A 13,671-nucleotide genomic window follows, 5' to 3' on the forward strand; every position below is an offset into this window, starting at 1 on the left:
GGCCTGAGCCGCACCTGCCCCCGAATACCGTGACCGAGCCTGATAACGATATGAACACTGCATTCCGCAAGCACCTGCCAGGCACCGACCTGGACTACTTCGATGCCCGCGCGGCGGTCGAGGCCATCAAGCCCGGCGCCTACGACGGCCTGCCTTACACTTCCCGCGTACTCGCCGAAAACCTGGTGCGCCGCTGCGACCCGGCTACCCTCGACGCCTCGCTGGGCCAGCTGATCGAGCGCAAGCGCGACCTCGACTTCCCGTGGTTCCCGGCGCGTGTGGTGTGCCATGACATTCTCGGCCAGACTGCGCTGGTCGACCTCGCCGGCCTGCGTGACGCCATTGCCGACAAAGGCGGCGACCCGGCCCAGGTCAACCCGGTGGTACCGGTACAGCTGATCGTCGACCACTCGCTGGCCGTCGAGTGCGGTGGTTTCGACCCGCAGGCCTTCGAAAAGAACCGCGCCATCGAAGACCGCCGCAACGAAGACCGCTTCCATTTCATCAACTGGACCAAGAAGGCGTTCAAGAACGTCGACGTGATCCAGCCGGGCAACGGCATCATGCACCAGATCAACCTGGAGAAGATGTCGCCGGTGATCCACAACGACCGTGGCGTGGCCTACCCGGACACCTGCGTCGGCACCGACAGCCACACCCCGCATGTCGACGCCCTGGGCGTGATCGCTATTGGCGTGGGCGGCCTGGAGGCCGAGAACGTGATGCTCGGCCGTGCCTCATGGATGCGCCTGCCGGAAATCGTCGGCGTCGAGCTGACCGGCAAGCTGGCGCCGAACATCACCGCCACCGACCTAGTGCTGGCCCTGACCGAATTCCTGCGCAAGCAGAAAGTCGTCGGCGCCTACCTGGAGTTCCACGGCGAGGGTGCCCGTGCCCTGACCCTGGGCGACCGTGCCACCATCTCCAACATGGCCCCGGAATATGGCGCTACCGCGGCGATGTTCGCCATCGACCAGCAGACCATCGACTACCTGCGCCTGACCGGTCGCGAAGAACAGCAGGTCAAGCTGGTGGAAACCTATGCCAAGGCCACCGGCCTGTGGGCCGACAGCCTGGGCGGCGCCGTCTACGAGCGCACCCTGAGCTTCGATCTGTCGAGCGTGGTGCGCAACATGGCCGGCCCGTCCAACCCGCATGCCCGCGTCGCCACCAGCGACCTGGCGGCCAAAGGCATCGCCGGTAGCTGGGAAGAAGTGCCGGGGCAAATGCCTGACGGCGCGGTGATCATTGCCGCCATCACCAGCTGCACCAACACCAGCAACCCGCGCAACGTGATTGCCGCAGGCCTGCTGGCGCGCAATGCCAACAAGCTGGGCCTGGTCCGCAAGCCGTGGGTCAAGTCGTCGCTGGCACCTGGCTCCAAGGCCGTGCAGCTGTACCTGGAAGAGGCTGGGCTGGAGAAGGAACTGGAACAGCTCGGCTTTGGCATCGTCGCCTTCGCCTGCACCACCTGCAACGGCATGTCCGGCGCCCTGGACCCGGTGATCCAGCAAGAGATCATCGACCGTGACCTTTACGCCACTGCCGTGCTGTCGGGCAACCGCAACTTCGACGGGCGTATCCACCCGTATGCCAAGCAGGCCTTCCTCGCCTCGCCGCCGCTGGTGGTAGCCTACGCCATTGCCGGTACCATCCGCTTCGACATCGAGAAGGATGTGCTGGGCGTGGTCGATGGCAAGGAAATCCGCCTCAAGGACATCTGGCCCAGCGACGAAGAGATCGACGCCGTGGTGCGTGCCGCGGTCAAGCCGGAGCAGTTCCGCAAGGTGTACATCCCGATGTTCGCCATCGAGGAAGACCGTGGGCCGAAAGTGGCGCCGCTGTACGACTGGCGCCCGATGAGCACCTACATCCGCCGTCCGCCTTACTGGGAAGGGGCCTTGGCCGGCGAACGTACCCTGCGCGGCATGCGCCCGCTGGCGGTGCTGCCGGACAACATCACCACCGACCATCTGTCGCCGTCCAACGCCATCATGCTCGACAGTGCTGCCGGTGAGTACCTGGCGAAGATGGGCCTGCCGGAAGAGGACTTCAACTCCTACGCTACCCACCGTGGCGACCACCTGACCGCCCAGCGCGCCACCTTCGCCAACCCCAAGCTGTTCAACGAAATGGTGCGCAAGGAAGACGGTAGCGTGAAGCAGGGCTCGCTGGCGCGTATCGAGCCGGAAGGCAAGGTCACCCGCATGTGGGAGGCCATCGAGACCTACATGGATCGCAAGCAGCCACTGATCATCGTCGCCGGTGCCGACTACGGCCAGGGTTCGTCCCGTGACTGGGCGGCCAAGGGTGTGCGCCTGGCCGGTGTCGAGGCGATCGTCGCCGAAGGCTTCGAGCGTATTCACCGTACCAACCTGGTGGGCATGGGCGTACTGCCACTGGAGTTCAAGCCGGGCACCGACCGCAAGACGCTCGGCCTGGACGGCAGCGAGACCTATGACGTGCTGGGCGCGCGTACGCCGCGGGCCACGCTGACCCTGGTGGTTACCCGTGCCAACGGCGAGCGCCTGGAGGTACCGGTGACCTGCCGCCTGGACACCGCCGAGGAAGTGTCGATCTACGAGGCCGGCGGGGTGCTGCAGCGCTTTGCCCAGGACTTCCTCGAAGCGACCGCCTAATCAAGAGCAGCGCGGTCCTCTGTGGGAGCGGGTTTACCCGAGAATGCGTCAGCAGATACAACATTGTTTTCTGATCGGACGCTTTCGCCGGTGAACCCGCTCCCGCAGGGGGCTGCGCAAGACAGGAATTGAACATGGCTCATGTACCGCAAGTAAAAATCCCCGCCACCTACATCCGTGGCGGCACCAGCAAAGGCGTGTTCTTCCGCCTGCAAGACCTGCCCGAGCAGGCGCAAATCCCCGGCCCGGCCCGCGATGCACTGCTGCTGCGGGTGATCGGTAGCCCCGACCCGTACGGCAAGCAGATCGACGGCATGGGCGGCGCCACTTCGAGCACCAGCAAGACCGTGATCCTGTCGCAAAGCATCAAGCCTGAACACGATGTCGACTACCTGTTCGGCCAGGTCAGCATCGACAAGGCCTTCGTCGACTGGAGCGGCAACTGCGGCAACCTTTCCGCCGCGGTCGGTTCATTCGCCATCAGCAGCGGCCTGGTCGACCCCGCACGCATTCCGCGCAACGGCATCGCCACCGTGCGCATCTGGCAGGCCAACATTGGCAAGACCATCATCGCCCATGTGCCGATCACCGAAGGTGAAGTGCAGGAAACCGGCGACTTCGAGCTGGACGGGGTAACCTTCCCGGCCGCCGAGGTGCAACTGGAGTTCCTCGACCCGGCGGCCGACGAAGATGGCGACGGCGGGGCTATGTTCCCCACCGGCAACCTGGTCGATGACCTCGAAGTGCCGGGTGTCGGTACCTTCAAGGCGACCCTGATCAATGCCGGTATCCCGACCATTTTCGTCAATGCGGCGGATATCGGCTACACCGGTACCGAACTGCAGGACGCCATCAACGGCGACCCGCAGGCGCTGCTGCGCTTCGAGACGATTCGCGCCTATGGCGCCGTGCGCATGGGGCTGATCGACAACGTCGACCAGGCTGCCGGGCGTCAGCACACGCCGAAAGTGGCTTTCGTCGCGCCACCGAACACCTACACTGCGTCCAGTGGCAAAGCGGTGCAGGCGGGTGATATCGACCTGCTGGTACGGGCCTTGTCGATGGGCAAGCTGCACCATGCAATGATGGGTACGGCCGCGGTGGCCATCGGTACCGCGGCAGCCATTCCCGGCACGCTGGTCAACCTCGCAGCTGGCGGAGGCGAGCGCAGCGCCGTGCGTTTCGGCCACCCCTCGGGCACCCTGCGGGTGGGGGCCGAGGCACGCCAGGTGAATGGTGAGTGGACAGTGACCAAGGCAATCATGAGCCGCAGTGCTCGCGTGCTGATGGAAGGCTGGGTTCGCGTGCCTGGCGATAGCTTCTAACGCACCATTGGCGCTCGGCTTCGAGAGAGGGCTGCTGTGCAGCCCCAATTCACAGGAGCTGCATATGAGCGCCAACGTAGACTTCAACGCCCGCCCGGACTATGACCGGGTGCTGCAAACCCTCGCCGATTACGCCCTCACGTACCGGGTCGAATCCGCCGAAGCCCTGGACACCGCGCGCAACTGCCTGATGGATACCCTCGGCTGCGGCCTGCTGGCCTTGCGCTTTCCCGAATGCACCAAACTCCTCGGCCCTCAGGTAGAAGGCACCGTGGTGCCCAACGGCGCGCGAGTCCCCGGCACCGCCTACCGCCTCGACCCGGTCAAGGCCGCCTGGGACATCGGCTGCACCGTGCGCTGGCTGGACTACAACGACACTTGGCTGGCGGCCGAATGGGCCCACCCTTCGGACAACCTCGGCGGTATCCTGGCCGTTGCCGATCACCTGTCGCAGAAACGCGTGGCTGGTGGTGAGGCGCCGTTGCTCATGCGTGACGTGCTCGAAGCCATGGTCATGGCCCATGAGATCCAGGGTGTGCTGGCACTGGAAAACGCCTTCAACCGTGTTGGCCTCGATCACGTGATACTGGTCAAGGTAGCCTCCACGGCCGTGTGTGCCAGGCTGATGGGGGCCAACCGCGAGCAGATGCTGTCAGCCTTGTCCCACGCCTTCGTCGATGGCCAGGCGCTGCGCACCTACCGCCACGCGCCCAACGCCGGTTCGCGCAAGTCGTGGGCCGCTGGCGATGCTTCCAGCCGTGGTGTGCGCCTGGCCGATATCGCCCTGCGTGGCGAGATGGGCGTGCCGGGCGTGCTCACGGCGCCGCAGTGGGGCTTCTACGACGTGCTGTTCAGCCACACCAACAAGGACCTGGCACTCAAGCCTTCCGAGCAGCAAGCGTTGCAGGTGCCGCAAGCCTTGGGTAGCTACGTGATGGAAAACGTGCTGTTCAAGGTGAGTTTCCCGGCCGAGTTCCACGCTCAGACCGCCTGCGAGGCGGCGGTAACCCTGCATCCACTGGTGCGTAACCGCCTGCACGAAATCGACCGTATCGTCATCACCACCCAGGAGTCGGCGATCCGCATCATTTCCAAGAGCGGCCCGCTGGCCAATGCCGCCGACCGCGACCACTGCCTGCAGTACATGGTGGCGGTGCCGCTGATTTTCGGTCACCTGGTGGCCGAGCACTATGAAGACGCCTTCCATGCCAACCACCCAAGCATCGACCGCCTGCGCGAGAAGATGGAGGTGGTGGAGGACCCGCGCTTCAGCCGTGAGTACCTGGAGCCGGACAAGCGCTCGATCGCCAATGCGCTGCAGGTGTTCTTCAAGGACGGCAGCAATACTGAGCAGGTGGTGGTGGAATACCCGATCGGGCATCGCCGGCGGCGAGGGGAGGGCATACCGTTGCTGGAGGCCAAGTTCAGGGACAACCTGGCGACGCGCTTTGCAAGGCAGCGGTGTGGGGAGATTCTTGAGGTGTGCAAGGACCAGCAGAAGCTGGAACAGATGGCGGTGCACAGGTTTGTGGATTTGTTTGTGATCTGAGGTTGCCTGTGCTGGCCTCTTCGCGGCTTTAGCCGCGAAAAGGCGGTACAGGTTGAAACAAGAAAGCCCCGGCATTTCTGCTGGGGCTTTCTTTTACATCTTACAACTCAGCTTACGCCTGAACCACCGGGATCTTGGCGTTTTCTGCCGCTTCGCGGAACTCGGCGATCTGGTCGAAGCTCAGGTAGCGGTAAACGTCGGCAGCCATGCTGTCGATGTCTTTCGCGTACTGCATGTACTCTTCGACGGTCGGCAGCTTGCCGATGATCGAAGCGACAGCAGCCAGCTCGGCCGATGCCAGGTACACGTTGGTGGCGTCGCCCAGACGGTTCGGGAAGTTGCGGGTCGAGGTGGAGACCACGGTCGAACCGGTCTGCACGCGTGCCTGGTTACCCATGCACAGCGAGCAGCCTGGCATTTCCATGCGCGCGCCGGCCTTGCCGTAGATGCCGTAGTAGCCTTCTTCGGTCAGCTGGTGAGCGTCCATCTTGGTTGGCGGAGCCAGCCACAGACGGGTCGGGATACCGCCCTTGACCTTGTCCAGCAGCTTGCCGGCAGCACGGAAGTGGCCGATGTTGGTCATGCACGAACCGATGAACACTTCGTCGATCTTCTCGCCCTGTACCGAGGACAGCAGGCGGGCATCGTCCGGGTCGTTCGGCGCGCAGAGCACAGGCTCTTTCACGTCGGCCAGGTCGATTTCGATGATTTCGGCGTATTCGGCATCGGCGTCGGCCGACAGCAGCTCAGGCTTGGCCAGCCAGGCTTCCATGGCCTGGGCACGGCGCTCCAGGGTGCGGGCATCGCCGTAGCCTTCGCCGATCATCCAGCGCAGCAGGGTGATGTTGGACTGCAGGTACTCGGCGATGGCCTTCTCTGGCAGCTTGATGGTGCAACCGGCAGCGGAACGCTCGGCCGAGGCGTCGGACAGCTCGAAGGCTTGCTCGACGGTCAGCTCGTTCAGGCCTTCGATCTCGAGGATGCGGCCGGAGAAGATGTTCTTCTTGCCCTTCTTCTCGACGGTCAGCAGGCCCTTCTGGATGGCGTAGTAAGGGATGGCGTGGACCAGGTCACGCAGGGTGATGCCTGGCTGCAGTTTGCCCTTGAAGCGCACCAGCACGGATTCTGGCATGTCCAGCGGCATGACGCCGGTGGCGGCGGCGAAGGCCACCAGGCCGGAGCCGGCCGGGAACGAGATGCCGATCGGGAAGCGGGTGTGCGAGTCGCCACCGGTACCCACGGTGTCAGGCATCAGCATGCGGTTCAGCCAGCTGTGGATGATACCGTCGCCCGGGCGCAGCGACACGCCGCCACGGGTGCGGATGAAGTCTGGCAGGGTGTGGTGGGTGGTGACGTCGATCGGCTTCGGATAGGCCGCGGTGTGGCAGAACGACTGCATCACCAGGTCGGCGGAGAAGCCCAGGCACGCCAGGTCTTTCAGCTCGTCGCGGGTCATCGGGCCAGTGGTGTCCTGGGAACCGACGGTGGTCATCTTCGGCTCACAGTAGGCACCTGGGCGCACGCCCTGGCCTTCCGGCAGGCCGCAGGCACGGCCGACCATTTTCTGTGCCAGGGTGAAGCCCTTGCCCGAATCGGCAGGCTGCTCTGGCTTCTTGAACAGGTCGGAGCTACCCAGGCCCAGCTCGGCGCGGGCTTTTTCGGTCAGGCCACGGCCGACGATCAGCGGGATACGGCCGCCAGCGCGGACTTCATCCAGCAGCACTTCGGTTTTCAGCTCGAAGTTGGTAACCAGCTCGTCGCTACCGTGACGGCGTACTTCGCCCTTGAACGGGTAAACGTCGATGACGTCGCCCATGGCCAGGTTGGTGCAGTCGAATTCGATCGGCAGGGCGCCGGCGTCTTCCATGGTGTTGTAGAAGATCGGGGCGATCTTGGTGCCGAAGCAGAAGCCACCGGCGCGCTTGTTCGGTACGTACGGGATGTCGTCGCCGAAGAACCACAGCACCGAGTTGGTGGCGGATTTACGCGAGGAACCGGTACCGACCACGTCACCGACGTAGGCAACCGGGAAACCCTTGGCCTTGACCGCTTCGATCTGGGCCAGCGGGCCGACCGAACCAGGCTGCTGCGGCTCGATGCCGTCACGGGCCATTTTCAGCATGGCCAGGGCGTGCAGCGGGATGTCAGGGCGCGACCAGGCGTCCGGGGCAGGGGACAGGTCGTCGGTGTTGGTTTCGCCAGGCACCTTGAACACGGTCAGGGTGTACTTGTCGGCGATGGCCGGACGCGAAGTGAACCACTCGCCGGCAGCCCAGGATTCCAGCACGGCCTTGGCGTGAACATTGCCGGCCTTGGCCTTTTCGGCCACGTCGTGGAAGGCATCGAACATCAGCAGGGTGTGCTTGAGCTGTTCGGCCGCGACGGCGCCCAGTTCGGCGTCATCCAGCAGTGCGACCAGCGTTTCGATGTTGTAGCCGCCCTGCATGGTACCCAGCAGTTCGGTGGCGTGCTTGCGGTCGATCAGAGGCGACTTGGCTTCGCCCTTGGCAACGGCGGAGAGGAAAGCGGCCTTGACGTAGGCAGCTTCGTCGACCCCTGGTGGTACGCGGTGGGTGATCAGGTCTACGAGGAAGGCTTCTTCGCCGGCCGGCGGGTTTTTCAGCAGCTCGACCAGGCCTGCAGTTTGTTCGGCGTTCAGCGGCTGGGGCACGATACCCAGGGCGGCACGCTCTTCGATGTGTTTGCGGTAGGCTTCAAGCACAGTTATTACCCTCATCAGTGGTCCCTAAAGGGAGTCCGGGACGCTCATCCAGCATTCGATGCACCCATGCGCTGCCACGGCTTTGTGGGCCGCCCAGCCAGAGTCGCAAAGAATCCTTACAGAAGCTGCTTTCAAAGTTTTACGCCTGCAGAACGGGAGCTGATGAGGGCTGGCACGGGCATGCGAGGGATGCATGGCCCGGGCCAACGCCGTTCTACCGGATGAACTGTGCTCGTGACGCTTTGAAAACAGCTTCCAACGGACATTGTTGCCTTGAAAAGGCGGGATGATTCTACGGTAAAAAAAGCCTGAAGGTAAGGCGGTGAAGATGACTTTAACGAGTGACCCTGGTTAGACAAAGGGCTAACATGGGCCCGTGTTCCACCGCCAAGCTGTTGTTTTTCATGTCCAACAAGTCCATCAAGACCCCTTGCGTCGGCCTGTGCTCCACGGTGTACGGAGACACGGTGTGCCGTGGCTGCAAGCGGTTCCACCACGAAGTGATCCACTGGAACGGCTACGACGATGCGCAGAAGCGCGCCGTGTGGCTGCGCCTGGAGCAACTGCTGGTGCAGGTGATGATGGCCAAGCTGGAAGTGTTCGACAAAGGCCTGCTGCGCCAGCAACTGGAGCAGCGCTCCATCCGCTTTGTCGAGCAGCAGTCGGAATATTGCTGGGCGTACCAGCTGATTGCCCGCGGGGCGCGGATGATCCGTGACCTGGAGGCCTACGGCATGGTGCTGCTGCCGGAATTTCGCGATTGGGAGCTGCCGCAGCTGCGCGATGCCATCGACCGCGAGTTCTTCCTGCTTTCAGAAGCGCATTACCAGCGCTATATCGCCCCCGGCTTACTGCGCGATGCCTTGGAGGCGGGGCAAGGCTGAAGCCTTGTAATGACTCTGCCGACCTCTTCGCGGGTAAATGACTTGAATCAGTCGCCGGTATATTCGCAACCGCTGGTGCAGGTTTCGTGAATGCGCACCTTCGACAGCTCCGGCAGCAGCGGCTTGACCTGGTCCCAGATCCACTTGGCGATCACTTCGCTGGTGGGGTTTTCCAGGCCCGGGATGTCGTTCAGGTAGTTGTGGTCCAGCTGCTCGTAGATCGGCTTGAAGATCGCCTTGATCTCGGCGAAGTCGCGGATCCAGCCGGTGTGCGGGTCGAGCGGGCCGGTCAGGTGCAGGCCGACCTTGAACGAGTGGCCGTGCAGGCGGCCGCATTTGTGCCCGGCTGGGACGTGAGGCAGGCGGTGGGCCGATTCGAATGTGAATTCCTTGAAGATTTCCACGCTGTCATAACTCTATGTGAATCAAGAATGCGCGCAGTCTACCAGCATGGCCGCTACAAGGCTTGCAGGCGTTCATGCAACCGCCCGGTGGCAATCAGCTCCAGCAGCTCGTCGCCCAGCCGCTGGCTCTCGGCAATGGCCTTGTACCAGTAGCGCCTGCGGCCAGGCGCATCGCCCATGAAGCGCTTGAAGTCGTTGCGGTCGGGCAGCTTGCCGTAGGGCAGGGCCGCCAGGTACTGCGGCGAGGGGGTCATCAGCAGCACGTTCTGCAGGCGGGTAGCATCGCCCTTGCGCCATGGCAGGGCCTTGTCGAACCAGCCTGGTACGACCTTGTCGGTGAAGTGCGGGTACAGCACCAGGTCGTCGCCGCGGTAGGGCAGGTCGAGGTGGTAGTCGAGCAGGCCGCCGTCGCGGTAGGTGCCTGCACCTGCGCCGGGGATGTCTTTCACACCTTCCATGACCATAGGGATGGAACCGGAGGCGAGCAGGGCGTGGCGCAGGTTGGCCAGGTCCAGCGGCAGGCAGCGCGAGGGGAAGTCGGTCAGCGTGTCGAGCGGCGGCGCGGCGCGGCCGTCGTGCAGGATGATGCGCTCGAAGTGCCGGGCCAGGCGCGAACGGCCGAGCAGGTTGCTGGCGATCACCGAACCCAGGCCGAGGCCCAGGCGGCCGCGATGGTCGTGAGCAAGCTGGCCATGGCTCTTCACCACCAGGATGTTCAGGCGATAGTGTGGGTTGGCCAGCAACTGGCCGTCACGACCTTGCAGCAGGTCATCGAGCATGTGTTGGCAACTGCGGCTGATTTCGGCAGGGGTGACGCCCTTGGCGAAATCCTGCTCGGTGTACAGCTCGCCCAGGCGACGGATGCCTGCAACCGGGTCTTCCAGGCAGGCACTGGCGAAGCGCCAGGCGCCGATCGAGGCACCGATCAGCGCACGCTGGCGTGGTGCCGACGGCAGCCATTCACCGAACAGCGCCAGGTCCAGGCCCTGGATGCCCAGCGGTTTCGGCCCGCCTGCCGCACCCGGCAGTACACCGACATCGGCCGCCTGCAGGCCGCGCTCGCGGATCTGCCGCATGGCTCGCTGGCCAGCCTTGAAGGTGAGGGCGGGGTATTTGATGTGAATGGCGCTCATGGCGGGACTCTTGGACGACAGACGGGTCATTATAGGGCTTCAGGCGAATACCCTGTGGGAGCGGCTTTAGCCGCGAAGAAGCCAACGCCGTGGCGCCGGTGTTCGCGGGTGAAACCGCTCCCACAGGGGCGCGCAGGATTGGGTGATGGCGAGACAGTAGCCTGACCTGCGCTATCATGCCGCCAGTTGTTTTCAGGTTGAATTAAGGACCGGTGGTTAATCTTAACCCCGTAGACAACTTGTACAGTTCTCAGGAGAGAAGAACGATGAAACCCTTGACTGCCCTGTTCACCGTCGCCGCCGCCCTTGCCCTGGGTGCCCATTCCGCCATCGCCAAGGATGTGCAGCCCGACGAAGTGGTCAAACTGGTCAACGCCAAGACCGTCAAGTCGCTGGACGAACTCAAGGCCGCCGCCGTGGCCAAGCACCCCGGCGCCACCGTCACCGACTCCGAGCTTGAAGACGAGTACGGCCGCTACATCTACAAGGTCGAGCTGCGCGACACGCAGAACGTCGAATGGGACGTGGCGCTGGACGCCAGGACCGGTGAAGTGCTGAAGGACGAGCGGGATAACTGATGATCCACCTACCGCGGCCGGCGCGCTACCTCGCGCTGGCGCTGCTGGCGGTCTGTTCCCTGGCCGTTGCCCGCGACCTTGACCAGGACGAAGCCCTGGAACTTCGCCAGAAGGGCATCATCCTGCCGCTCGAACATCTGCTGGAAACCGCCCTGGGGCGTCACCCCGGGGCGCGTCTGCTGGAGGCCGAGCTGGAAGAAGACGACGGTCGCTACGAATACGAAGTCGAGGTGCTGACGGCTGAAGGTGTGGTGCGCGAGATCAAGCTCGACGCCAGCAGCGGTGCCCTGCTCAAAGACGAGGAAGACGACTGAATGCGCCTGTTGCTTGTCGAGGACAATGTGCCGCTGGCCGATGAACTGACCGCCGGCCTGCAGCGCCAGGGCTACGCCGTGGACTGGCTGGCCGACGGCCGTGACGCGGTGTACCAGGGCCAGAGCGAACCTTACGACCTGATCATCCTGGACCTTGGCCTGCCGGGCTTGCCGGGCCTGGAGGTGCTGGCCCAGTGGCGCGCTGCAGGCCTGGTCACGCCGGTGTTGATCCTCACCGCCCGTGGCTCGTGGGCCGAGCGGATCGAAGGGCTGAAGGCCGGGGCCGATGACTATCTGAGCAAACCTTTCCACCCCGAAGAACTGCAGCTGCGCATCCAGGCGTTGTTGCGGCGTGCCCGTGGCCTGGCCAACCAGCCGACGCTGGAAGCGGCCGGCCTGCAACTGGACGAAAGCCGGCAATGCGTGAACCGTGACGGCGTGGATATCCAGCTGACCGCTGCCGAGTTTCGCCTGCTGCGTTACTTCATGTTGCATCCGCAACAGATCCTGTCCAAGAGCCACCTGGCCGAGCACCTCTACGACGGTGAAACCGAGCGCGACTCCAACGTGCTGGAGGTGCACGTCAACCACTTGCGGCGCAAGCTGGGCCGCAGCGTCATCGAGACCCGCCGCGGGCAAGGCTACATCTACGCCGGGAGCGTCGCGTGAAGTCGATCCAGGCGCGCCTGAGCCTGGGCCTGGTGGCGGTGCTGGTGGTGGTTGGCCTGGTGCTGGCACAGCTGACCTTGTGGTTGTTCGAGGTCGGCCTGCAGCGCTACCTGGAAAACGGCCTGCGCAAGGAAAGTGAAAACCTGCTGGTGGCCCTGGTGCGCGGGCCTTCCGGCCTGCAGCTGGATGAGCGGCGGATCTCGGCCGCCTACCAGCGGCCGTTTTCCGGCTACTACTTCCGCATCGATTTCGATAAAGGCACCTGGCGTTCCCGCTCGCTGTGGGATCTGGACATGCCCAAGCCCGCCGTGCCGGGCCTTTCCGACAGCCACGAACTCGGCCCGGAAGGCCAGCAACTGCTGGCCCTGCGTGCCGACTACCGGCGCCTGGGCCAGGACATCTCGATCAGCGTGGCACAGGATTATTCGCCAGTACGCGAAGGTTTTCGGCGCCTGCAACAGATCGGCCTGGGCATGGGCCTGGTGGCGCTGATCCTGGTGCTGGTGTTGCAGCGCATCACCGTGACCCGCTCGCTGCGGCCACTGGAGCGGGCACGCCAGCAGATCGCCCAGTTGCAGCAGGGCCAGCGCTCGCAGCTGGACGCTGAAGTGCCCAGCGAACTGGCGCCGCTGGTGGGGCAGATCAACCATTTGCTGAGCCATACCGAAGACAGCCTGCGCCGCTCGCGCAATGCCCTGGGCAACCTGGGCCACGCGCTGAAGACGCCGCTGGCGGTGTTGCTGAGCCTGGCCTCCAGCGAGCGCCTGAAGGACCTGCCAGAGGTTCGCGCGCAGCTGCGCGAGCAGATGGAACAGATTCAGCAGCGCCTGGCGCGTGAGCTGAACCGTGCGCGGCTGGCGGGGGATGCGCTGCCAGGCGCGCAGTTCGATTGCGATGTCGAGCTGCCGGGGTTGCTGGGGACGCTGGGCATGATCCATGGCGAGGGCCTGCTGTTGGCCAGGGATGTGCCGCCCGGGCTGCTGCTGCCGTGGGACCGCGAGGATTTCCTGGAACTGCTCGGCAACCTGCTGGACAACGCCTGCAAGTGGGCCGACAGCGAGGTGCGACTGGGTATTGCGCCGAGTGCCGAGGGCTACCAGGTGTGGGTCGATGACGATGGCCCCGGTATCCCCGAGAGCCAGCGGCAACAGGTGCTGGAGCGCGGTTCGCGGCTGGACGAGCAGGTTGACGGGCACGGCCTTGGCCTGGGCATCGTGCGCGACATCGTCGAGGCCTGGGGCGGGCGCCTGGCGCTGCAGGATAGCCCCTTGGGCGGGTTGCGGGTAAGCATCGACTTGCCGCGCAAGGCTCGATAACGTCGGGGCCCTGTGGGAGCGGGTTTACCCGCGAACACCGGCGAAGCCGGTGCCATGCACCGTGTTGCATTTTTCGCGGGTGAACCCGCTCCCACAAGTTGCGCGGCGCGCCTGAGAAATGTGCTGGCCATATCACCA

At 64.3% G+C, this 13,671-nt stretch carries 11 protein-coding genes; 8 read left to right on the top strand and 3 right to left on the bottom strand.

From position 1 onward, the window contains the following. Positions 1-50 precede the first annotated feature (50 nt). The 3 genes from acnD (at position 51) to prpD (ending at position 5,513) form a co-directional block, all read left to right on the top strand. A complete protein-coding gene (gene acnD, locus M2S36_RS01050; RefSeq protein WP_207835280.1) occupies positions 51-2,639 on the top strand; it encodes a Fe/S-dependent 2-methylisocitrate dehydratase AcnD in 2,589 nt (862 codons plus the stop codon). Positions 2,640-2,773: 134 nt separating this feature from the next. Further along, positions 2,774-3,964, top strand: a complete 1,191-nt coding sequence (gene prpF / locus M2S36_RS01055) for a 2-methylaconitate cis-trans isomerase PrpF (protein ID WP_063914029.1) — start codon at positions 2,774-2,776, stop codon at positions 3,962-3,964. Between the two features lie 64 nt (positions 3,965-4,028). Continuing rightward, a complete protein-coding gene (gene prpD, locus M2S36_RS01060) occupies positions 4,029-5,513 on the top strand; it encodes a 2-methylcitrate dehydratase (protein WP_207835298.1) in 1,485 nt (494 codons plus the stop codon). A 112-nt stretch (positions 5,514-5,625) separates the two neighbouring features. On the opposite strand, the gene acnB is transcribed toward prpD, so the two are convergent. Beyond that, positions 5,626-8,235 (bottom strand): bifunctional aconitate hydratase 2/2-methylisocitrate dehydratase, encoded by a 2,610-nt coding sequence (gene acnB, locus M2S36_RS01065; RefSeq protein WP_207835421.1) that lies wholly within the window; start codon positions 8,233-8,235, stop codon positions 5,626-5,628. A gap of 404 nt (positions 8,236-8,639) precedes the next feature. On the opposite strand from acnB, the gene M2S36_RS01070 reads away from it, so the two are divergent. After that, positions 8,640-9,119 carry a DUF1289 domain-containing protein gene (locus tag M2S36_RS01070; RefSeq protein ID WP_333956557.1) on the top strand — a complete coding sequence of 160 codons (480 nt, stop codon included), beginning with the start codon at positions 8,640-8,642 and terminating at the stop codon, positions 9,117-9,119. 47 nt (positions 9,120-9,166) lie between these two features. Here M2S36_RS01070 and queD read toward each other — a convergent pair whose 3' ends face one another. Both queD and M2S36_RS01080 read right to left on the bottom strand, forming a co-directional pair. After that, complete coding sequence (gene queD / locus M2S36_RS01075) at positions 9,167-9,523, bottom strand: 6-carboxytetrahydropterin synthase QueD (protein WP_003256551.1); 357 nt, start codon at positions 9,521-9,523, stop codon at positions 9,167-9,169. 53 nt (positions 9,524-9,576) lie between these two features. After that, positions 9,577-10,656, bottom strand: coding sequence for a patatin-like phospholipase family protein (locus tag M2S36_RS01080; RefSeq protein WP_207835300.1), 1,080 nt, complete (start codon positions 10,654-10,656; stop codon positions 9,577-9,579). A gap of 266 nt (positions 10,657-10,922) precedes the next feature. Between M2S36_RS01080 and M2S36_RS01085 the strand changes: the two genes are divergently transcribed. The 4 genes from M2S36_RS01085 to M2S36_RS01100 are packed head-to-tail and all read left to right on the top strand — an operon-like array spanning position 10,923 to position 13,533. Next, a complete protein-coding gene (locus tag M2S36_RS01085; RefSeq protein WP_207835302.1) occupies positions 10,923-11,234 on the top strand; it encodes a PepSY domain-containing protein in 312 nt (103 codons plus the stop codon). Then, positions 11,234-11,548 carry a PepSY domain-containing protein gene (locus tag M2S36_RS01090; protein WP_207835304.1) on the top strand — a complete coding sequence of 105 codons (315 nt, stop codon included), beginning with the start codon at positions 11,234-11,236 and terminating at the stop codon, positions 11,546-11,548. Before M2S36_RS01085 ends, M2S36_RS01090 begins: the two co-directional genes overlap by 1 nt. After that, positions 11,549-12,217 (top strand): response regulator transcription factor, encoded by a 669-nt coding sequence (locus M2S36_RS01095; protein ID WP_207835306.1) that lies wholly within the window; start codon positions 11,549-11,551, stop codon positions 12,215-12,217. Beyond that, a complete protein-coding gene (locus tag M2S36_RS01100) occupies positions 12,214-13,533 on the top strand; it encodes an ATP-binding protein (RefSeq protein ID WP_333956559.1) in 1,320 nt (439 codons plus the stop codon). The genes M2S36_RS01095 and M2S36_RS01100 overlap by 4 nt, the downstream gene beginning before the upstream one ends. Positions 13,534-13,671: the final 138 nt, after the last annotated feature.

The sequence above is a fragment of the Pseudomonas sp. SF2 genome (assembly GCF_036858055.1).
Classification (GTDB): Bacteria; Pseudomonadota; Gammaproteobacteria; order Pseudomonadales; family Pseudomonadaceae; genus Aquipseudomonas.